General features: G+C 71.8%; 16 protein-coding genes and 1 tRNA gene. 5 read left to right on the top strand and 12 right to left on the bottom strand.

Annotated elements, in window-relative coordinates; genetic code table 11:
• Positions 1–15 precede the first annotated feature (15 nt).
• Positions 16–1,842, bottom strand: a complete 1,827-nt coding sequence (locus tag ACFVVU_RS05375; RefSeq protein WP_380682059.1) for a bifunctional metallophosphatase/5'-nucleotidase — start codon at positions 1,840–1,842, stop codon at positions 16–18.
• 208 nt (positions 1,843–2,050) lie between these two features.
• Positions 2,051–2,668: a LuxR C-terminal-related transcriptional regulator gene (locus ACFVVU_RS05370; RefSeq protein WP_380682064.1), complete on the bottom strand. Its 618-nt coding sequence runs from the start codon at positions 2,666–2,668 to the stop codon at positions 2,051–2,053.
• Between the two features lie 714 nt (positions 2,669–3,382).
• On the opposite strand from ACFVVU_RS05370, the gene ACFVVU_RS05365 reads away from it, so the two are divergent.
• Positions 3,383–6,496, top strand: coding sequence for an AAA family ATPase (locus ACFVVU_RS05365; RefSeq protein WP_387788461.1), 3,114 nt, complete (start codon positions 3,383–3,385; stop codon positions 6,494–6,496).
• 178 nt (positions 6,497–6,674) lie between these two features.
• Here ACFVVU_RS05365 and ACFVVU_RS05360 read toward each other — a convergent pair whose 3' ends face one another.
• The 3 genes from ACFVVU_RS05360 to ACFVVU_RS05350 form a co-directional block, all read right to left on the bottom strand.
• The gene (locus tag ACFVVU_RS05360) at positions 6,675–7,019 is read right to left on the bottom strand and encodes a hypothetical protein (RefSeq protein ID WP_380682061.1); all 345 of its coding nucleotides are present in this window, start codon (positions 7,017–7,019) and stop codon (positions 6,675–6,677) included.
• Positions 7,020–7,509: 490 nt separating this feature from the next.
• Complete coding sequence (locus ACFVVU_RS05355; protein ID WP_387788460.1) at positions 7,510–9,159, bottom strand: extracellular solute-binding protein; 1,650 nt, start codon at positions 9,157–9,159, stop codon at positions 7,510–7,512.
• 32 nt (positions 9,160–9,191) lie between these two features.
• Entirely contained in the window at positions 9,192–10,334 is a 1,143-nt protein-coding gene (locus tag ACFVVU_RS05350) for a substrate-binding domain-containing protein (protein ID WP_387788459.1), read from the bottom strand.
• 284 nt (positions 10,335–10,618) lie between these two features.
• On the opposite strand from ACFVVU_RS05350, the gene pyk reads away from it, so the two are divergent.
• The 3 genes from pyk (at position 10,619) to ACFVVU_RS05335 (ending at position 12,813) form a co-directional block, all read left to right on the top strand.
• Positions 10,619–12,049, top strand: coding sequence for a pyruvate kinase (pyk, locus tag ACFVVU_RS05345; RefSeq protein ID WP_387788458.1), 1,431 nt, complete (start codon positions 10,619–10,621; stop codon positions 12,047–12,049).
• A gap of 111 nt (positions 12,050–12,160) precedes the next feature.
• Entirely contained in the window at positions 12,161–12,508 is a 348-nt protein-coding gene (locus ACFVVU_RS05340) for a type II toxin-antitoxin system RelE/ParE family toxin (RefSeq protein ID WP_380683502.1), read from the top strand.
• 5 nt (positions 12,509–12,513) lie between these two features.
• On the top strand, positions 12,514–12,813 hold the full coding sequence (locus ACFVVU_RS05335) for a multiprotein-bridging factor 1 family protein (RefSeq protein ID WP_380683501.1): 300 nt from the start codon (positions 12,514–12,516) through the stop codon (positions 12,811–12,813).
• Positions 12,814–12,817: 4 nt separating this feature from the next.
• On the opposite strand, the gene ACFVVU_RS05330 is transcribed toward ACFVVU_RS05335, so the two are convergent.
• Both ACFVVU_RS05330 and ACFVVU_RS05325 read right to left on the bottom strand, forming a co-directional pair.
• Positions 12,818–13,603 carry a helix-turn-helix domain-containing protein gene (locus ACFVVU_RS05330; protein ID WP_387788457.1) on the bottom strand — a complete coding sequence of 262 codons (786 nt, stop codon included), beginning with the start codon at positions 13,601–13,603 and terminating at the stop codon, positions 12,818–12,820.
• Between the two features lie 102 nt (positions 13,604–13,705).
• Positions 13,706–13,788, bottom strand: a tRNA-Leu gene (locus tag ACFVVU_RS05325).
• 92 nt (positions 13,789–13,880) lie between these two features.
• Here ACFVVU_RS05325 and ACFVVU_RS05320 point away from each other — a divergent pair.
• Positions 13,881–14,543, top strand: a complete 663-nt coding sequence (locus ACFVVU_RS05320) for an ANTAR domain-containing response regulator (protein ID WP_380683499.1) — start codon at positions 13,881–13,883, stop codon at positions 14,541–14,543.
• Between the two features lie 62 nt (positions 14,544–14,605).
• On the opposite strand, the gene ACFVVU_RS05315 is transcribed toward ACFVVU_RS05320, so the two are convergent.
• The 5 genes from ACFVVU_RS05315 to ACFVVU_RS05295 form a co-directional block, all read right to left on the bottom strand.
• Complete coding sequence (locus ACFVVU_RS05315) at positions 14,606–15,322, bottom strand: ABC transporter ATP-binding protein (RefSeq protein ID WP_380683496.1); 717 nt, start codon at positions 15,320–15,322, stop codon at positions 14,606–14,608.
• Entirely contained in the window at positions 15,319–16,161 is an 843-nt protein-coding gene (locus tag ACFVVU_RS05310) for an ABC transporter ATP-binding protein (protein ID WP_387788456.1), read from the bottom strand. Before ACFVVU_RS05310 ends, ACFVVU_RS05315 begins: the two co-directional genes overlap by 4 nt.
• Positions 16,162–16,167: 6 nt before the next feature.
• The gene (locus ACFVVU_RS05305; protein ID WP_387788509.1) at positions 16,168–18,099 is read right to left on the bottom strand and encodes a branched-chain amino acid ABC transporter permease; all 1,932 of its coding nucleotides are present in this window, start codon (positions 18,097–18,099) and stop codon (positions 16,168–16,170) included.
• Between the two features lie 5 nt (positions 18,100–18,104).
• Positions 18,105–19,034 (bottom strand): branched-chain amino acid ABC transporter permease, encoded by a 930-nt coding sequence (locus tag ACFVVU_RS05300; protein WP_380683494.1) that lies wholly within the window; start codon positions 19,032–19,034, stop codon positions 18,105–18,107.
• A gap of 161 nt (positions 19,035–19,195) precedes the next feature.
• Positions 19,196–20,425: an ABC transporter substrate-binding protein gene (locus ACFVVU_RS05295; protein ID WP_387788455.1), complete on the bottom strand. Its 1,230-nt coding sequence runs from the start codon at positions 20,423–20,425 to the stop codon at positions 19,196–19,198.
• Between the last annotated feature and the right edge of the window lie 241 nt (positions 20,426–20,666).

Here is a 20,666-nt window from a genome sequence, read left to right as displayed (position 1 = left end):
CGATGGGCGGTTCGGTCAGAAGACCGGCTGGCCGGCCCGGACCAGGCGCCAGGACTCGCTGTAGAAGTCCGCCGGGTCGATGACGCCCTTCTCCTTCACCCAGGCGATCATCGCGTTGCGGATCTCGTCCGAGTTGGCCCACAGCTTCTGCGCGGCCGCGACGTGCGGGAAGTTGCCGCCGCCGTTGGCGCGGTAGTTGTTGACCGCGAGGACGAACTGGGCGTTCGGGTCGATCGGCTTGCCCTCGAAGGAGAGGTTGACGATCCGCGAGCCGACCGGCTGGGCGATGTCGATGTCGTACGACACGCCGTACACCGCGTCGTAGTTGTAGTCCGGGGTGTTCTGCGCGTTGGTCAGGGTGGCCTTGTCGACCACCGCGCCCGGGGCGAGCTGGGCGTAGTACTTCGCCGAGAACTCCAGGTAGTCCTTGAGCTGCGCACCCGTCAGGATTCGGGCCTCCAGGGTGTTCTCGTAGATGTACAGGCCGGCCGCGTCGCGCAGCTTGACCTGGCCGGACGGGATCACCGCGGTGCGGTTGAACGGCGCGGCCTGGGCGAGCACCGGCAGCTTGGCGTACTGGCCGCCGGCCAGCGCGGCGCGCACCACGTCGGCCTGGACCCGGCCGATGAGGTCGATGATCGGGGTGTCCTTGAACGGGGCGTCGGCGATGGACAGCTCGATCTTGGAGGTGCCGATGACCTGGTTGACGTAGGCGACGACCTTCTTGTGCTGCTCGGTCATCAGGCCGACGATCTCCGGGTCCTCCGGGACGGTGTTGGAGTTCAGCACCCGGGAGGAGAGCGAGACGACCTTCCACGCGCCCTTGTCGAACTCGACCTCGAAGTCGAAGCAGGTCAGCCGCTGGCCCCAGGCCAGCGGCTCGGAGAGCACGACCGTCCTGCCGGTCTGCTTGTTGACGACCAGGCGCTGCGCGATCTCCTTGTGCGCGTGGCCCACCAGGACGGCGTCGATGCCCGGCACCTGCTCGGCCAGCGCCACCGAGGCGTTCTCCGCCCAGGGCAGCTGGTCGCCGTAGGAGGTGGCCTCGTCCATGCCGGAGTGGCAGGCGACCACGACGACGTCCGCGCCGGCGGCCCGGACCTTGGGCACCCAGGTCTTCGCGGTCTCGACGATGCCCGGGAAGGTCATCTTGCCGGCGACGTTGGCCTTGTCCCAGATCGCGATGCCCGGGTTGGTCAGGCCGACGATGCCGACCTTCAGGGCCGGGCCGTTGTCCAGCTTCAGCTTGCGGATCACGTACGGCGGGAAGGCCGGCTTGTCGTTGCGGGCGTTCAGCGCGTTGGCGCCCAGCAGCGGGAAGTCCAGCTGCTCCTCGTAGGCGCGCAGGGTGTCGATGCCGTAGTTGAACTCGTGGTTGCCGAGCGCGGCGGCGGTGTACTCCATGGTGTTCATGGCGAGCGCCATCGGGTGCTCGGGCGCGGTGTCGGCCTCGGTGGCGATCGGCTCGATCCGGGCGTAGTAGTACGTCAGCTGGGTGCCCTGGATGGTGTCACCGGCGTCGATGAGCAGGCAGCGGTCCCAGCCCTTCTCCTCCCGCACCTGCTTGGCGAGCGTGGAGATCTTGGCGAGGCCGACCTCGTTGTGGGCCTTGTCGGCGTAGACCGCGTCGGTGAAGTAGTCCCAGTTGAGCACCCGGCCGTGCAGGTCGGTGGTGCCCATCACGGTGAAGGCCTGACGCTTGGTCCGGCCCTTGGCGCGGGCCTCCTCCGGTCCGGCCGCCGCGGCGGGGGTGGCGGCGGCGAGGGCGGCGCTGCTCGCGAGGGCGGCGCCGGCGGCGGTGGCGGCGGACCGGGTGACGAAGTCACGGCGGTTCAAGGACATTGGAGGACTCTCCCGGGTGGGGACTGCGAACGGACCGTCAACAGTGACGCGCGTAGAAGTACGCGCGTAGAAGTGTGCCGTCCGGCCGGGCCGATGGATAGCCCCCGGACCTTTCCAACAGGTGAGATCTTGGCGACTCGTTCATGACGCGGGCGGGCAGGTGCCGTATGCCGCACCTGCCCGCCCGACGTGCCCCGGAAGGACCGATCTAGATGTAGCCCTCGCGGACCGCGTGGGCGACCGCGTGCGCCCGGTTGCGCAGCTGCAGGCGGGTGGTCAGACCGTGCAGCACGTTCTTGACGGTCCGTTCCGAGTACGACAGCCGGGCCGCGATCTCCCCGGTGTCCCACCCCTCCGCGACCAGCCGCAGCACGTCCGACTCACGCTCCGACAGACCCGCCGGAGCCTGCCCCGGCATGCCCTGCACGGACCGCTGCAGCCGGCCCACCTGGGCGATCAGCCGGCCCTGCAGATCCGCCGGCAGGTCGCCGTCGCCCCGGGCGGCGGCCAGCACCGCCCGGCCCAGCCGCTCCGGCGTCGCCTCCCGGCGCCACAGGATCGCCGCCACCCCGCACTCGACGGCCTCCATCAACTCGGTCTCGCGCAGCCGCTCGACCACCAGCACCACCCGCTGGCCGGCCCCGCGCACCAGTCGCCGCAGGGCCGCCGTGGCGGCCGCGTCGGCGGACTCGGCGACCAGCACGGTGACGGTGCCCGGCGCGGCGGTCCCCGTCGGGTCCACCACCGCGACGCCGGGGAAGCGGCGCAGCTGCGCCTCCGCCCCCGCCCGGGAGAGCGGATCGGCGGCCTGGACGGCGACCGGCACCGTCGAGGTGCGGGCCGCCGCGCCGGCGACCGGCCGGGCCGCCCCCGCCGGAGCGCGGACCGGCCCGGCGGCGGACGTCTGGGAATGGGTGGCCGCCACCGCGGCCGTACCCGACGGGTGCCCGGCCACGGCGACCCCGCGGGACGCCACCGGGCGCTGTGGCGGCACCGTACGCGTGGCGGACGCCGAAGCCCGCACCGCCGGACCACGGCGGTCGTACTCGGTGTGCAGAACAGTCAAATCTGGCCCCCTCCTGGAGAAGCCGGCCCGGCCACCCGGTAGACCCCGAACCTCGGGACGTTGCGCCCCACCCGGGACGGCCGGCCGTTTCGACGGCGATCCGGGAGCGCTGCCCGTGCCCCGGAAACTGCCACCATGCTTCCCGCCGGGGCAGCCTCCCGGCCATCGTGGTCCACCACGAGATCGGACCCGCCGGGCAGTCCCCGCCGATCGGCGGGGGCAACGGTTCGGGCTCCGACGGTGGTCAGAGGGACGGCAGCGGTGCCCGCACGGCAAGTGGAGGGTGTCCCTCCGGGCGGTTGTGCGGCTCGGCGGCCGGTCGGGCGGATCCGCCGCCTCACGGTGAGAACCGGACTCGCCGGTAACGCGTGGTTAGCACGTCAAGCCGTTTTCCCGGTACAACGGCGGATGCTGCCCGTCCGGTCACCGGCGGAAGGCCGGGAAGGGCAGAAGGCGAGAAAGGAGCAACCGGGGATGAGTGTCACCACGTCGACCCACCTCGCGGAACGCGAACCACAGCTCAGGCTGATCGCGGACCGGGCCGAGGCCGCCCGCCGCGGCACCGGCCACCTGCTGCTGATCACCGGCGCCACCGGCACCGGCCGCACCGCGCTGCTCGCCGAGGCCGCCCGCCGCGCCGCCGTCGACGGCACCGCCGTGCTGCGCGCCCGCTGCTCGGTCGAGGAGACCACCACTCCCTACGCGGCCGCCCGCCAGCTCTTCGACACCGGCCCCACACCCACCGGCCCCTACGACCGCACCGCCCGGAGCACGCAGCGGTCCGTGCCGGTGTCCGCGTCCGCATCCACGTTCACGGCCGCGGGCGCCGACGCCGACAGCGACGCCGACACCGCCGAAGCCACCCTCTGGTCGCTGCTCCGCCTGCACGGCAGCCACCACCCGCTGGTGCTCGCCGTCGACGACATCCACCTCGCCGACGAGCCCTCCCGCCGCTGGCTGCGCCAGGTCGCCCGCCGCATCGACCGGCTGCCCGCCCTGCTGATCGTCACCGAACACCGGCAGGCCACCCTCGACACCCCGTCCGACCGCTTCGCCCGCGACCTCACCCCCGACCTCGCCACCACCCTGCGGCTCGCCCCGCTCGGCACCCCCGCCGCCGTCCGGATCGCCCGGCAGCGCCTCGGACCCGGCACGCCCCCCGGGCTCGCCGCCGACTGCGCCCGCGCCAGCGGCGGCAACCCGCTGCTGCTCACCGCGCTGCTGGCCGACCTCGCGGCGGGCCGGGCGGATTCGGGGGACGGGGCGGACGAGGCGGACACGGCCGACGGGGAGGGCACTGTCGCCCTGCCCGCCGCCCTGCCCGAACGCTGCGGCGCCCTGCCCGGCGGCGCCTTCGCCGAAGCCGTCGACACCTGGCTGCACGGCGCCGGCCCACAGGCCGTCACCGCCGCCCGCGTCCTCGCCCGGATGCGCGAACATCCCGCCGCCGACACCACCCCCGCCCCCGGAACCCCGCACCTCGACCCCGTCCCGCTGGTCGCCGAACTCACCGCCGCCGACCCCGGCCGGCTCGCCGGCTGGCTCGCCCACCTCACCCTCCACCGCCACCTCGAAACCCCCGGCCCCGGCCACTGGCCCCGCTTCGCCCACCCGCTGCTCGCCGACGCCGTCCTCACCGGGCACGCCCCCGGCCACCGCGCCGAAGTCCACCTCGCCGCCGCCGAACACCTCCACCGCACCGGCGCCCCCGACGAAACCGTCGCCGGCCACCTGCTGCTCACCCCCGCCCCCACCCCCCGCTGGGCCGCCGACACCCTGCGCCGCGCCGCCCGCAAGGCCGCCGAGGCCGACCACCCCGCCGGCGCCGCCGCCCTGCTGCGCCGCGTCCTCGCCGAACCCCTCAGCGACCGTCAGCGCGGCCTGCTGCTCACCGAACTCGGCAGCCTCGAAGTCACCCTCGGCCCCGACGAACGCACCGTCGGCCTGCGCCACCTCGCCGAGGCCGTCCACCTCCAGCAGACCGACGAAGGCGTCTTCCGCGCCGCCAACACCCTCGGCGCCGTCCTCGCCACCCGCGGCGACACCGCCGCCGCCCTCGAACTCATGGACGAGCTCGCCCACCGCTTCGTCGACCAGGAGGACGTCCTCCACGCCGTCCAGGCGGCCACCGCCCAGATCGCCGCCCACGACGGCCGCAGCTGGCTCCAGGTCGTCGAAGGCGTCCAGCGCCTCGCCACCCGCACCCCCCAACGCCTCGCCCCACCCGCCTTCGCCCTGCTCACCGAGTTCGACGCCACCAGCGGCCTGCTCTCCGCCACCGAGGTCGCCGCCCGCATCCAGGAACTCGACGCGGCCCCCGTCGACCCGCTCTGCCGCTCCTACCTGCTGGTCTCCCTCGCCACCCTCTCCCAGTGGGCCGACCTCCTCGACCAGGCCGACGAGATCGTCGCCCGCGGCTTCGCCTGCTACCGGGGCGGCCCCCTCGACCCCGGCTACCAGTGCCTGCTCAGCGTCCGCGCCGAGACCAGGATCATGCGCGGCGAGTACCAGGCCCTGCTCGACGACTACGCCCTCACCGCCAGCGGCTCCGGCCCCGCGGCCTCCGTCACGGCACCCGTCCCCGCACTCCGCCAGGCCACCCCCTGGGGACCGTCCGGACTGCCCCGGCCGCGCCCCTGGGACGCCCCCGGCCTCCCCGACGCCGCCCCAGGCCCCTCCTGGTGGACCCCCGCACCCCACCCCGCCACCGACGACGCCGCCCCCGGCCGCTACGCCGAACTCCTCGGCCAGCAGAACGCCCACCTCGTCGCCCAGAGCGTCATCGCCCTCGTCGAGACCGGCCGCCTCTGGCAGGCCCACGGCCTCGCCCGCGCCGTCGCCGCCGACCGCGCCCAGGACTCCTGGGAATGGAACGAGTACCTCTACGCCCGCGGCCTGCTCCGGCTCGCCTCCGGCGAACCCGCCGAAGCCCTCGCCGACCTGCTCGAATGCGGCCGCCGCCAAGGCGAACGCCAGGTCCACAGCCCCATCGTCACCCCCTGGCGCTCCGTCGCCGCCGAATGCCACCTCCAACTCGGCGAACCCGGACCCGCCGTCGCCCTCGCCGAGGAGGAACTGCGGCTCGCCCGCGTCTGGGGCACCCCCCGCGCCGTCGGCCGCGCCCTGCGCTCCCTCGCCGCCGCCACCGGCGGACGCCACGGCCTCGACCTCGCCACCGAAGCCGTCCACCTGCTGCGCGAGGCCGAGATCGACACCGAACTCATCCCCGCCCTCATCACCCACGGCCGCCTGCTCGGCGACGGCGGTCGCCGCGGCGCCGCCCGCCGCGCCCTGCGCGAGGCCGCCGGCCGCGCCGAACGCCTCGGCGCCGTCCGCCACCGCGCCGCCGCCCTGGAGTCGCTGCGCGCCTCCGGCGCCCGCATCGGCCGCGCCGACCACGCCGGCGCGGAGGCGCTCACCGACAGCGAGCTGCGCATCTGCCGTCTCGCCGCCGCCGGGCACTCCAACGCCGAGATCGCCGCCATGCTCCACCTGGCGGTCCGCACGGTCGAGACCCACCTCACCAACAGCTTCCGCAAACTGGGGGTGCGGCGCCGCCTGGAACTGTCCGGAGCCCTGGAGGCCTGACGGGGGAGCGCGGGCCGCGTCGCGGGGCGGTGCCGGTGGGGACCGGCCCCGGAGCAGGGGCGGGACGGTGCCGTGGGGCTGACGGGCCCGGAACTCTCGACAGGCGGTGCAGGTGTCGGCGGGTGTGCTGCGGCCGGCCCCGGGGGGTGCGTTTCCGGGACCGGCCGTGGGGTTCTGGTCAGGACGCCGGGACCAGGGCGGCCATCTCGTCCACCGCGCGGGCCAGTTCGGCCGCCGGGTCCGCCCCGTCCGGCACCCAAGGCTGCCAGGTGAGCGCCCGCAGGTAGCCGTCCACCGCCAGCGGCAGCCGCCGGCGGACGATCGGTTCCGTGGTCGGCCCCGGCCCGGCCGTGCGCAGCCGCACCAGCAGGCCCGGCACGTTCGCCGCCGGCGGCAGCGGCGCCGAGCCGACGAACGCCGCCAGCTCCTCCAACTGCGGCCAGATCCGCGGCGCGGGCGGGGCCGCCGCCAGAGCCGTCGACGGAGCCTCCGGCGCCGCCGCGGCCGGGGCCCTCAGTGGCACGGCGCGACCGGGCAGGGGGCCCCGGGCACGAGCCGCGACGGAGGGCCCCGCCGCCTCCGACGACAGCGCGGGACCGAGGCCGCGCCGGTCGGGCTCGGACGGCGACGGGGAGGTGCCGGGCCTCGGGCCCGGCCCGGAGCCTTTCCCGGACCCGCCGTCCGAGCCGGTCCGCGAGCCCGTGCCCGTGTCCGAGCCACCCCCGGAGTCCTTCCCGTCGTCCCCGTCGTCCCCGCCCCCGCGCCGCGTGGACCGGTCGTCACCGGGATCCTTCGGCCACAGGAGCACCGTCGCGACGTACGACCCCGCCGCGATCAGCAGCCACATCGCCGGCGGAGCCTGCAGGAAGTACGCGGCCGTCCCCGTGGCCACACCCGCCCCTCCGGCCACGGAGAAGCGGGTGGAGTTCAGGTACGCCCGGACCCGGCCGCCGGAACCGCCGGGACCGGCGGGCCCACCAGGCCCGCCGGTCCCACCGTTCCCGCCGCCACCGTTACTGGTAACCACGGATCTCCTCGAACGCCCCGTCCAGCGAGCCCGTCCCGTCGAACAGCTTGCCGCCGGTCAGGTCCGCGATGCCCTGCAACTGGCCCTTCGCCGCCTCGCCGAACAGGATCGGGAACACCGGCACCGACTTCTGAGCCGGCGACAGCCCGCCGAAGAAGGCCCGGAAGTCCTGCTCCGTCGCCCCCTGGTTGCTCTCCCCGTCCGTCATCAGCACGATCGAGGTGAAGCGGTCGTCCTTGGCGGCCGACTGCTGCCGCTCGATCACCCGGTACGCCTCCTCCAACGAGGAGTACACCGCCGTCCCGCCCTCGGCCGACAGCGCCTGGACGTCCCCGTCGATCGCCTTCAACTCCTTGTCGGAGTCCGAACCGGGCGGCACCGAGTGGGTCTTCGTCGACTTCACCTTCTCCGCGAACGAGATCAGCGTGACCTCCTCGCGCTCCCGGAAGCTCCGCACCCCCCGGGTGTCGTCCGTGCCCGTCAGCCGGCCCATCGCCGACTTCAGCGACGCCAGCCGGGCCCCGTTCATCGACCCCGAGGTGTCCAGCACGTACACCGTCCGCGACGGCCGGCGCAGCTCGTTCTGGTACGAGGACAGCAGCCCGTCCGCCACCGCCCGGGTGCCCGGGAACGGCAGCTCGTGCAGCCGCTCCGTCGACAGGCCGGCCGCCGGGGCCGCCCCGGGCGTGACCGGCCGACGCAGCGTCAGCTCCGAGATCCGCTTCTGCACGTCCGGCTTCAGCAGGTAGGCGGTGAGCCGCTGGAACGACTCCCGCTCCCGCTGCTGCGACGAACTCAGCAGGGTCAGCGGATAGTTCGCCGAGATCACACCGTCGGTCGGGCGCACCACGGTGAGCTGCTGCTCGGCGGGCAGCGTCTTGTTCAGCGACAGCAGCACCGACTCGTAGTTCACCAGCGCCCCGACCGACCCCTGCTCCGCCCGGCTGTACGCCTGGGCCAGCCAGCCGGACGAACCCGAGGTCAGCTTCTGCCCGGTGAAGAACTGCTTGAGCTGCGGCGCCGCCTTCTGCACGTCCGCGTCGGTCAGCGCCGAGGTCGCCCCCGAGAACGCCGAGGCCACCGCCACCAGCGCGGAGAAGCCCGAGTTGGACCGCGACGGGTCCGCCATCCCGTACGCCAGCTTCCCGGAAGCCGCGGCCTCCGCCAGATTGCCCCAGGTCACCTTCGAACCGTCGCCCCACGCCAGGTCCTTGAGCACCGAGGAACGGATGCCGAAGGCGACCGGGGAGGCCATGACCGGCGTCTCGGAGAGCAGCTTCGACCTGCTGCCCTCGTCCAGGTGCAGATACTGGTTCGACGGGAACCAGATCGCGTCGTACTTGCCCTCCGCCCTGCCCGAGGACACCGCGTCCGCGCCGTCCAGCGAGCCCGTCCAGGCGAACTGCACGCTCACCCCGGTGGCCTTCTGGGCCTCCTCCAGCACCGGCGCCATGTCCTGGAGCTCACTGCCCGCGAGCACGCGCAGCACCCCCGGCTGCGCGCTCGGCGCCGGCGGCTCGCTGGTCCCCGGCGGGGCGGGCGTGGGCGCGGGCGCGGGCGAGGACGTGCACGCCGTCACCGTCGCCACCAGGAGGGCCAGCCCGACGGCCAGGCCCCGAACACCGCTCTTGCGCATCGTCCTTGCTCCCGTCCCCATGTCCCCCGTCATCACTTCTTCACGGCCTGGACCAGGCTCTTCATGATCTCCGGCCTCGGCACCGAGGCCAGGCCGATGCCCGCCGCACCCAGATCGGGCGCGAAGGTGAACCCCGGCGTGCCCGGCGTGCCGTTGAGACCGCGCACCTCCGCCGCGAACTCCTCCGTGCCGGCCACGCTGCCCGTGGGCCGGAAGCCGTACTTGACCTCCAGCTCCCGCAGCTTCGGCTCCTCGGTCAGGACCTTCCCGAGCTTCAGCCCGTCCGGGGTGAACCCGACGAGCGTGTGGTCGGAGGTGATGGTGACGTCGGGGTAGAGCATCACCATGTCCTTCGGCATGCTCCCCGTCCCGTCCAGGGCCAGGCGGAGCACCTGGGACTCGTAGGCGAGCACCAGCGGGTGGCCGTTGTTGGAGACGAAGTCGTTGAACGGCTCCTCCGTGGAGTTCTTCATGCTCCCCTGCTTGTTGATCGCGTCCCTCAGGGCCGGTGCGATGGCGTCCACGGTGGCCTGGTCCTTCACCACCTGCTTGTTGTTCAGCAGGTAGGCGACCATCGCGATGTAGAGCGTGCCGGACGAAGAGGTCTCGGGATTCGTGGTGGTCAGGAAGATGTCCCCGCTGAGGGAGCTCGGCCGGTTGGTCGCGTTGAGCTGGTCCCACCTCCGGCCGGCACCGACCGCCTTGAGGAACTCACCCATCGAGAACGTCCAGAGCTTGGAGCCCGGATCCTGCTTCGCCAGGTTGTTCTCCTTGAGGACGTTGGCGACGTCCGTGTGCGTGACGATCACCAGCGGCGAGTAGAACGGCCGGGCCAGGGTTCCGGTCACCTGGTTCTGGTGCGCGACCTCGTCGGCCGGCAGCTGGCTGGCCGGGAAGACGAAGTCCGCCGACTCCTTCTTGACGTCGTTCATCTGCCAGGAGCCCGCGCTGGCCACGCTGACGTCCAGCCCCTTCGCGGCCAGCGCGGCCTTGACCCCGGAGTCCTGGAAGAACGCGTTCTTCTCCGACCCGACGACACCGGTGATCTTCGCGACGGGCGGCGTCGGCGGCGCCGGCGGATCGTCAGGGGAATCGATCCATTTGAGGACCGTGAACACCAGACCGCCGACCACCAGCAGTGCCACCGCGGCCCCGAACCACGCACCACGCCTCATGCCGGACGCTTCCCCCTCGCTGGAACCACTTCCGGACCCCGGCACCGCACCGGGATGACGAGCGTCCCGCCGTGCCACGTGCGGCGGCGGAAGCGGCGGTGAACCGGAGGTGAACACACCTTCACGGAATCGCATCAGGGGACGGGTGCGGGGCGACTCCGGGGAACCTCTCGCACGCCGGTCCGACGTTGTGTCAGATTGTTCAACTCTCCTTACGGCAACGGCCATCCCGTTGTCCGGACCCGCATCGTCGTTACGCGCCGGTAATGCCTACTCTCAGCACTATGCGCCGAGCAAAAATCGTCTGTACCCTCGGGCCCGCCACCGACACCTACGACCAGATCAAGTCCCTGGTCGACGCCGGGATGGACATCGCCCGACTGAATCTGAGCCACGGCTCCCACGCCGAGCACGAGGAGCGCTACCGCCGGGTCCGCAAGGCCGCGGACGAGACCGGCCGAAGCGTCGGCGTGCTGGCCGACCTTCAAGGCCCGAAGATCCGCCTCGGGACCTTCACCGAAGGCCCGGTACTTCTCGAACGCGGCGACGAGTTCACCATCTCCACCGACAACGGCGTCGACGGAGACCAGAACGGCTGCGGCACCACCTACCCCGGGCTCGCCGGGGACGTCACCGCCGGCGAGCTGATCCTCGTCGACGACGGGCGGGTCACCCTGGAGGTCGTCGAGGTGGCCGGACCGCGGGTCCGCTGCGTCGTCGTCGAGGGCGGCCTGGTCTCCGACCACAAGGGCCTCAACCTCCCCGGGGTCGCCGTCTCGGTGCCCGCGCTCAGCGAGAAGGACATCGCCGACCTGCGCTGGGCCCTGCGGGCCGGGGCCGACCTGGTCGCGCTCTCCTTCGTCCGCAGCGGGCGGGACGTCGAGGACGTCCACCGGGTGATGGACGAGGAGGGGCGCCGGGTCCCGGTCATCGCCAAGATCGAGAAGCCGCAGGCGGTGCAGAACCTCGACTCCATCGTCGACCGCTTCGACGGCATCATGGTGGCCCGCGGGGACCTGGGCGTCGAGATGCCGCTGGAGGAGGTGCCGATGGTCCAGAAGCGGGCCGTCACGCTCGCCCGGCGGAACGCCAAGCCGGTCATCGTGGCGACCCAGATGCTCGACTCGATGATCAACTCCTCCCGGCCCACCCGCGCCGAGGCCTCCGACGTCGCCAACGCCGTCCTCGACGGCACCGACGCGGTGATGCTCTCCGGCGAGACCTCGGTCGGGAAGTACCCGTCCGAGACGGTCCGCACGATGGGGCGGATCATCGAGGCCGCCGAGCAGGACATCCTCGCCGACGGGCTGTCCCCGCTCACCCCGAGCAACAAGCCCCGCACCCAGGGCGGCGCCGTCGCCCGGGCGGCCGCGGAGATCGGCGACTTCCTGCACGCCAAGTACCTGGTGGCCTTCACCCAGTCCGGCGACACCGCCCGCCGGCTGGCCCGCTACCGCTCGCCGATCCCCGTCCTCGCCTTCACCTACGAACCGGCCGTCCGCAGCCAACTCGCCCTCACCTGGGGCGTGGAGACCTTCCTCGGCCCCTTCGCTCCCACCACCGACGAGATGGTCGAGCAGGTCGACGCCGCCCTGCTCTCCCTCGGCCGATGCCGCAAGGGCGACATCGTCGTCATCACCGCCGGCTCCCCGCCCGGCCTCGCCGGCTCCACCAACCTCGTCCGCGTCCACCACGTCGGCACCCTGGACGACTGACCCATAGCAGCACGTTCGCGCGAGGGCGGCATCCCCCATGTCGGGGAATGCCGCCCTCGTCGCGGTCCCGAAGGCGGAGCGGACCACTGGCGGCTTCATACCATCCGTGTTATGACATGGGGAGAAGTAGAGCTCGAACCCGAGGTCCGGGACTGGATCCTCGGCCTGGGGCAGGAGGCGCAGGAGACCGTGGCCTTCTACGTGGACCTGCTCGCGGACCGGGGTCCGCTACTTGGTGAGCCCCACAGCAGACAGCTGGACGGCAAGCTCCGCGAGCTCCGGTTCCACCTGGTCGAGCTCGACATGCGGATCACATACTGGATCGCATCGGGCAGGAGGATCATCCTGCTCACCGTGTTCCGCAAGACCCGGATGCGGGAGAGTGTCGAGGTCGACCGGGCCGGGCGGGCACTGCGACGCTGTGCGGCGGAGCGGCACACCGTCGACGAGGAGGAGTGAGCGTGATGAGTGAGCGAACGTCCTGGCGGGCCATGCGGGAGGAGATCCTGAACCGCCCGGGCGCGGGTGGCGCCTATGAGGCGGCTCGCATCCGGTTCGAGCTCGGCGAGACCGTCCGGCTTCGTCGGGAAGCGCTCGGCATGACCCAGACTCAGCTCGCGGCGGCTTGCGGTATGCAGCAGCCCGCGATCGCCCGTTTCGAGGCCGGCGGCACGATGCCCACCATCGTCGTTCTCGAACGTCTCGCCTCGGCCCTCGGCATGCGCCTCACCGTGGAGTTGGAGCCCCTGGACCGGGCGAGCTGAGAAGTCAGTACTTGGGGCCGATGTGGGCGTCCATCAATGCCACGGACTCCTTACGGGCGACCGAGATGTTGACCTGGCCGGTCGGCCGGGGGACCGAGGCCTTCCACTGCACGCCGACGGCGTCGAGGGTGTCGGTGAAGAGGCGGATGATGTCGGTCGAGGTGTTGGTGAAGAAGTAGCGCGGGTACTCGTAGCGCTTCTGGACGCCGCCGACGGTGCGGGTCGTCCAGTTGGTGATCCGGCAGCCGTCGGAGTGGATCAGGCCGCGCAGGAACTCCCAGGGGTGGGCGTCGACGATCTCCTGCTGCCAGGGCTCCAGGGCTATGGTGCGCTCGTGCTTCTTGCCGGCGCCGTGCTGGGGGAAGTGACAGTACAGGTGCTGCGAGTAGAGCTTGACCACGTAGCAGCCCGTCCGCCGAATGCGACACGGACTGTTGCGTGGCATCACCTGGCGCATGGCCTGATCGACGGCGTCGATGATGCCGGGCCACTTGGCATCGCAGGTGATGAAGAGGCTGGGGCTGCGGTGCTGTTCGGGCCAGGTGATGTGGCCGTCGCCGAGGTAGAGGCCGAGGAGGTAGGCGTAGGCCGGGCGGTCGAGTGTGTCGCCGAAGCAGTGCGGACAGGTGGATCGTTTCCGGCCAGGAAGCCGGTCGCGCTTGGCGAGGTCCTGGTGCTTCCACCAGGAGACGGTGCCAGGCGGAACATCGAACCGGCGAGCAACCTCGGTGTTTGCAGCGCCTGCACGGAGGAGACGGACAGCCTGTTCGCGCACGGAATTCGTGGTCATGTGCGCCAGTTTTGGCGGAGTCGTGGGCTGTGGCAGGGGTTCTACTGAAAGCCGCTCGATGTGATGAACTTCCCACTGCCTGGGAATATGAGGAAAATCCTGTGCCGAGTGTGGGATTCGAACCCACACGCCCTTTCAGGCAATCGCTTTTGAGGCGATCGTGTCTGCCCTTCCACCAACTCGGCGAGTCGCGCCCGTGAAGGATACCCTGCGCGCATCGTCCGGCGCAGCTAGGTACCCTCGTGCATGCAGTACCCCCGCCGGAACGAGGAGCCCCGTGAGCACCGCCGACGAGCAGGCCGAGCCGCTTGAGACCGATTCGCCCCAGATCACCCGGATTGTGATCGCCGAGGACGAGGCGCTGATCCGTCTCGATCTGAAGGAGATGCTGGAGGAGGAGGGGTACACCGTCGTCGGGGAGGCCGGGGACGGAGCCACGGCGGTCCGGTTGGTGGAGGAACTGAAGCCGGATCTGGCGATCCTGGACGTGAAGATGCCGGTGCTGGACGGGTTGTCCGCGGCCGAGCAGATCCATGAGCAGCACCTGGCGCCGGTGCTGATGCTGACCGCGTTCTCGCAGCGGGAGCTGGTGGACCGGGCGCGGGACGCGGGGGCGATGGCGTACATCGTCAAGCCGTTCTCCAAGAGCGACCTGGTGCCCGCGATCGAGATGGCGGTGTCCCGGTACACGGAGATGCGGACGCTGGAGGAGGAGATCGCGGATCTCACCCAGCGGCTGGAGACCCGGAAGCTGGTGGACCGCGCGAAGAGCGTGCTGCAGACCAAGTTCGGGCTGAACGAGCCGGCCGCGTTCCGGTGGATCCAGAAGACGTCGATGGACCGCCGGATGACGATGGCGGCGGTGGCCGAGGCGGTCATCGAGGAGGGCGCCGCGCAGGACCGCAAGAAGGCCGAGGAGGCCGCGGGCGGCGCGGAGTAGCGGAGGAACGGGAGGGGCCCGGCACACGCGTGCCGGGCCCTTTGCCGTGGAGCGGGGCGGGGTCAGTCCTCGCCGAGGTAGGCCTTGCGCACCGACTCGTCGTGCAGCAGGTCGGCGCCGGTGCCCTGGAGGACGATGGCGCCGGTCTCCATGACGTAGCCGCGGTCGGAGAGGGAGAGCGCGGCCTGGGCGTTCTGCTCGACCAGCAGGATGGTGGTGCCGTCGGCCTTGAGCTCGACGATGGTCGCCATGATCTTCTGCATCATCAGCGGCGAGAGGCCCATCGAGGGCTCGTCGAGCATCAGCAGCTTGGGTCGGGACATCAGGGCCCGCCCCATGGCGAGCATCTGCTGCTCGCCGCCGGAGAGCGTGCCGGCGGCCTGCTTGCGGCGTTCGCCGAGGATGGGGAAGAGGCCGTAGGCGCGGTCGACGTCCTTGGTGATGCCGTCGGTGTCGCTGCGCAGGAAGGCGCCGAGGAGGAGGTTCTCCTCGATGGTCATGCGCGGGAAGATGTGCCGGCCCTCGGGGGAGTGGGCGAGGCCGAGGGCGACGATCTTGTGGGCGGGGACGGCGGCGAGGTCCTGCCCGTCGAAGGTGATGCTGCCGGCGGTGGGCTTGAGCAGGCCGGAGAGGGTGCGCAGGGTGGTGGTCTTGCCGGCGCCGTTGGTGCCGATCAGGGTGGTGACCTCGCCCTGGTTGACGGTGAAGCTGATGCCCTTGACGGCCTCGATCTTGCCGTAGGCGACGCGGAGGTCCTGGACGTCGAGGAGTGCGGTCACTGGTCGGTCTCCGTAACGGGGGCGGTGCCTTCGAGCGGGGCGCCGAGGTAGGCGGTGATGACGCGTTCGTCGTTCTGGACGGTCTCGCGGTCGCCCTCGACGATCTTCTGGCCCTGGACGAGCACCGCGGTGCGGTCGCAGAGGTTGAAGATGAACCGCATGTCGTGCTCGATGACGAGGACCGAGACGCCCCGGTCGCGGATGGCGAAGACGAGCTCCTCGGCGGCGCGGGTCTCCTGCGGGTTCATGCCGGCGGTGGGCTCGTCGAGCAGCAGCAGGCCGGGGTCGGAGGCGAGGGCGCGGGCGATCTCCAGCTTGCGCTGCTCGCCGTAGGGGAGGTTGCGGGCGAGGTGGTCGGCCTTGCCGGCGAGGCCGGTGAACTCCAGGAGTTCCATGGCCTTCTCGCGGCTCTCGGCCTCGGAGCGGTGGAAGCCGCGGCCGCGCAGGACGGCGGAGAGCAGCCCCTGGCTCATCCGGCTGTGCCGGCCGACCTGGACGTTCTCCAGCACGGTCATGTTGGCGAAGAGCCGGATGTTCTGGAAGGTGCGGGCGATGCCGGCCTGGGTGACGAGGTGGGGCTTGGGCGGCAGGACGGTGCCCTGGTAGGTGACGGTGCCCTCGGTGGGGACGTAGAGGCCGGTGAGGCAGTTGAAGAAGGTGGTCTTGCCGGCGCCGTTGGGGCCGATCAGGCCGATGATCTCGCCGCGGCCGACGGTGAGCGAGACGTCGTTGACGGCGGTGAGGCCGCCGAAGCGCATGGTGACGCCGGAGACGTCGAGCAGCGGGCCGTCGGTGCCGGCCGAGGGGGCGGCGGGTGCGGGGGCGCTGGTGGTGGTCATCGGGGGTCACGCCCCTGCCTTGGTGAGGGCGACGCCGTCGCCGGTGGGTTGCGCGGGGATGGCGGCCTCGTGGAACTCCAGCTGCCGGCGCCGGTTGGGGATGAGGCCCTCGGGGCGGACGCGCATGAGAACGATGAGGGCGATGCCGAAGGCGAGCAGCTGGTAGTCGGCGAGGAACTCCAGCTTCTTCGGGATGAGGAAGAGGAGCGTGGCGCCGGCCAGCGGGCCGCTGATGGTGCCCATGCCGCCGAGGATGACGGCGGCGAGCAGGAAGGCGGAGTTGGGCGGGAGGGCTTCGGCGAAGGTGTACTGGTCGGGGGTGACGGTGTAGCTGACGTGGGCCTGGACGGTGCCGGCGAGGCCGGCGAGGCAGGCGCCGAGGGCGAAGGCGAGGAGCTTGAGGCGGAAGCCGTTGATGCCCATGGCCTCGGCGGCGGTCTCGTCCTCGCGGATGGCGACCCAGGCGCGGCCGATGCGGGAGTTGCCGACCCGGGCGAAGACCAGCACGACCAGGGCGGTGACGAGCAGCATCAGCAGGTAGTAGTTGGAGAACCGGCCGAGTTCGACGCCGAGGACCGTGGTGGGCTTGCCGAGGTCCCAGCCGAGGATCTGGAGGTCGGGGATCCGGGGGATGCCGTTGGAGCCGTTGGTGATCTTGGGGCCGGTGGTGCCGTTGAGGTTGAGCATGGTGATGCGGAAGATCTCGCCGAAGCCGAGGGTGACGATGGCGAGGTAGTCGCCGCGCAGCCGCAGGGTGGGGGCGCCGATGACGACGCCGAAGACCATGGAGACGGCGGCGCCGGTGAGCACGGCGGCCCAGAACGGGAACTGGACGTGGATCGGCGAGGCGGGGGAGCCGGAGACCAGGGCGGCGCTGTAGGCGCCGACGCCGAGGAAGGCGACGTAGCCGAGGTCGAGCAGGCCGGCGAGGCCGACGACGATGTTCAGGCCGAGGGCGACGGTGGCGAAGATCAGGATGTTGGTGGCGACCGAGGTGTACTGGTCGCTGGTCTGGGTGAAGGGGAAGCTGGCGGCGGCGGCGAAGGCGGCGCCGGTGGTGACGGTCTGGTACTTGACGGTCAGCGCGCGCAGCCGGGCGAGCAGGCCGGAGCGGCCGAGTGCGGCGACCACGGAGGCGGCGAGCAGCAGGTAGCCGGTGAAGAGTTCGCCGTACTCGGTGTCGATGCCGAAGGTGATGGCGAACAGGCCGGCGGCGAAGGCGACGACGATGAGGCCGACCTCGGCCCAGGAGGGCAGTTCGCGGGGGGCGGGCAGCGGGCGCTGGACGGTGCCGAGCCGCAGCCAGGTGTTGGCGAGGTGGCCGAGCTGGACGAGCAGCACGGCGCCGGCGGCGAGGGCGAGGCCGCCCGCGAGCGCGGTGAGGACGGGCGCGACCGGCTTGTCGTCGGGGATCGCGTGGGTGGCGAACCAGACGGTGGGGGCGATCGGGACGAGCAGGAAGAGCCGTCGGTCGAGGATGCGCGGCGGGACGGCGGTGCGGCGGTCGAGCGGCAGCCCGAGGGCGCCGGTGACGGCGAGCAGGGAGCCGGCGGCGAGGGCCCAGCCGCCGGGTTCGAGGTTGGCGAGGCCGCCGAGGTCGCTCGCGATGGACAGGGCGGAGAACCAGCCGACGGCGAGGGCGCCGGTGGCGGCGAAGAGGACGGCGTTGTGGCTGTGCCGGGGGGCGGCCCAGCGCAGGCCGGGCACGCCCTGGGTGGCGAGCAGCAGCAGGAGGGTGACCAGTCCGGCGGTGAGGGCGAGCCACTGGAGGCCGGCCGGGGAGCCGTAGTAGGTGAGGTCGCCGGGGTAGTCGGAGGTCCAGGTCCAGGGTGTCAGGGCGGAGCCGGTGACGGCGAGGGCGCCGGCGCCGGTGAGCAGGGCGGCGGTGCGGCCGGGGAGGGAGATGACCGGGGTGGTTTCGGTGCCGGTGGTGGTCATGGTGCTCACGCCCTGTCCGCGACGCGCTCGCCGAGCAGGCCCTGGGGCCGGACGAGCAGGACGACGATGAGGAGTACGAAGGCCCAGACGTCCTTCCAGGCGCCGCCTCCGAAGAGGTGCATGCCGGGCAGGTGCTGGATGTAGCCGGTGGCGAGGGCCTCGGCGAGGCCGAGGGTGATGCCGCCGAGCATGGCGCCGTAGATGTTGCCGATGCCGCCGAGGACGGCGGCGGTGAAGGCCTTGAGGCCGAGCAGGAAGCCCATCCGGAAGTCGACCTGGCCGCTGCGCAGGCCGTAGGCGACGGCGGCGACGGCGGCGAAGGCGGCGCCGATGGCGAAGGCCATGACGATGATCCGGTCGGTGTCGATGCCCATGAGCTTGGCGGTGTCGGGGTCCTGGCTGGTGGCCTGCATGGCGCGGCCGGAGCGGGTGCGGGTGACGAACCAGCCGAGGGCGATCATGCAGAGCGGGGCGGCGATGATCAGGAAGAGGTCGCTGCGCTGGATGGCGACGGAGCCGATCTCGAAGGGGTCGCCGGGGATCTTCGGGAAGACCCGGGCCTTCTTGGCGTCGGGGTAGAAGGCGAAGACCAGTTGCTGCAGCGCGATGGACAGGCCGATCGCGGTGATCAGCGGGGCGAGCCGTGGTGCCGTGCGCAGGGGCCGGTAGGCGAAGCGTTCGGCGGCGACGGCGGTGAGGGTGGAGACCAGGATGCCGGCGACCAGCATCAGCGGTAGGGCCAGCCACAGGGTGGTGCCGCCGGGGAGGGCGAGGTAGGCGGTCAGGGCGCCGAAGCCGCCGACCATGACGATCTCGCCGTGGGCGAAGTTGATGAGCTGGACGATGCCGTAGACCATCGTGTAGCCGATCGCGACGAGCCCGTAGAGGGCGCCGAGGATCAGGCCGTTGGCCAGCTGCTGCGGTAGGTCGTGCACCGCTGGGCCTCCGTTGTGCGTGTGGGGTGTCCGTGGGTGGTGGATGCGGGTGCGCGCGGGGGCACTCGTGATGCCCCCGCGCGGTCGACTCCGTTGTGCTGTGGCCGGCCTGACGGAGCGTCGGGTCGGGTCGGCGCCGTCGGGGTTCAGCCGCTGGGGGTTCAGCCGGCGAAGGTTCCGGACTTCTCCACGGCCCACTTGCCGTCCTTGACGGTGTAGACGGTGAGCTGCTTGTTGGTGGTGTCGCCGAACTCGTCGAAGGAGACCTTGCCGGTGACGCCTTCGAAGGAGACCTTCTGGACGGCCTTGACGACGGCGGCGCGGGCGTCGGCGGGAAGCTTGTCCTTGTTGGCGGCGGCGACGGCCTTGACGCCCTGGATGATGGCCCAGGCGCTGTCGTAGGAGTAGCCGCCGTAGGTCTCGTAGGCGTCCTTGAAGCCGGCGGCCTTGTAGTCGGCGATGAACTTGGCGGCGGTGGGCAGCTGTTCGACGGGCAGGCCGACGGCGGTGGCGAGGTCGCCCTGGCCCTTGGGGTTGAGCTTGATGAAGTCGCCGCTCTGGATGCCGTCGCCGCCCATCAGCGGGACGGTGACGCCGGCGTCCTTGAGCTGGAGGGAGAGCGGGCCGGCCGCGGGGTACTCGCCGCCGTAGTAGACGGCGTCGGCGCCGGAGGACTTGACCTTGGTGACGACGGCGGCGAAGTCGCGGTCGTCGGGGTTGACGTGCTCCTCGCCGACGACCTGGCCGCCGTTCTTGAGGAACTGGCCCTTGAAGGTGGCGGCGAGGCCGGCGCCGTAGGTCTTCTGGTCGTCGATGATGAAGACCTTGGTCTTCTTGGCGTCCTTGACCAGGTAGTCGGCGGCGAAGGGGCCCTGCACGGCGTCGGTGGTCGCGGTGCGGAAGTAGGTCTCGAACGGGCGGGCCTTGACGCCGCTGGCCCACTTCTCGCCCTGGCTGAGGGCGACGCCGGTGTTGGCGGGGGAGATCTGGACGAGCTTGGCGTCGTTGAAGATCTGCTGCATCGACTGCGCGACGCTGGAGTTGAGCGGGCCGACGACGCCGATGACGTCCTTGTCGCCGACCAGCTGGGTGGCGTTCTGCTGGCCGGGGCCGGGCTTGCCGGTGTCGTCGAGGGCCTTGAGCTCGAACTTGATGCCGGGGACCTCGTGCTTCTCGTTGGCCTGCCGGATCGCGAGGTCCACGGAGTTGCGGATGCCGAGGCCGAGGGCGGAGAGGTCGCCGGTGAGCGGGGCGTCGACGCCGATGAAGACGGTGGTCTCCTTGCCCTTCGCGTCGTCCCCGGACTTCTTGTCGTCGCGGGAGCCGCATGCGGTGAGGGTGAGGGCGCCGATCACGGCAATGCTCACGACAACTGCTGAACGATGACGCACGAGGGTCCCCTTCGGTTCAGGAGGGCGCCGCGCCTGAACGGCGGGAGCCTGGATGCGCGGTGGGCCTGGCCCATTCCGTGTGGCGCGGTGACTGGCCGTGACTCTAGATGTCGGTCGGCGGCTCGGGCAGTGGTGCGGCGAGGCTGTGATTCTCTTGTTATGAGCACACAGAGAAGTCGTCTCACCATGTGGTCGTTCCGGCCCGACCGATCCGTCGGCGCCAGGGGTTCTTTCCTCAACT

Source organism: Kitasatospora sp. NPDC057965, from assembly GCF_042887135.1.
Classification (GTDB): domain Bacteria; phylum Actinomycetota; class Actinomycetes; order Streptomycetales; family Streptomycetaceae; genus Kitasatospora.
Note: the sequence above shows the minus strand (reverse complement) of the source record. Positions and strands in the feature narration are given on the sequence as shown.

Coding starts and splice junctions, on each gene's coding strand:
- ACFVVU_RS05375 (WP_380682059.1), bottom strand. CDS start 1,842: ATGTCCTTGAACCGCCGTGACTTCGTCACCCGGTCCGCCGCCACCGCC.
- ACFVVU_RS05365 (WP_387788461.1), top strand. CDS start 3,383: ATGAGTGTCACCACGTCGACCCACCTCGCGGAACGCGAACCACAGCTC.
- ACFVVU_RS05355 (WP_387788460.1), bottom strand. CDS start 9,159: ATGCGCAAGAGCGGTGTTCGGGGCCTGGCCGTCGGGCTGGCCCTCCTG.
- ACFVVU_RS05350 (WP_387788459.1), bottom strand. CDS start 10,334: ATGAGGCGTGGTGCGTGGTTCGGGGCCGCGGTGGCACTGCTGGTGGTC.
- pyk (WP_387788458.1), top strand. CDS start 10,619: ATGCGCCGAGCAAAAATCGTCTGTACCCTCGGGCCCGCCACCGACACC.
- ACFVVU_RS05340 (WP_380683502.1), top strand. CDS start 12,161: ATGACATGGGGAGAAGTAGAGCTCGAACCCGAGGTCCGGGACTGGATC.
- ACFVVU_RS05335 (WP_380683501.1), top strand. CDS start 12,514: ATGAGTGAGCGAACGTCCTGGCGGGCCATGCGGGAGGAGATCCTGAAC.
- ACFVVU_RS05330 (WP_387788457.1), bottom strand. CDS start 13,603: ATGACCACGAATTCCGTGCGCGAACAGGCTGTCCGTCTCCTCCGTGCA.
- ACFVVU_RS05310 (WP_387788456.1), bottom strand. CDS start 16,161: ATGACCACCACCAGCGCCCCCGCACCCGCCGCCCCCTCGGCCGGCACC.
- ACFVVU_RS05305 (WP_387788509.1), bottom strand. CDS start 18,099: ATGACCACCACCGGCACCGAAACCACCCCGGTCATCTCCCTCCCCGGC.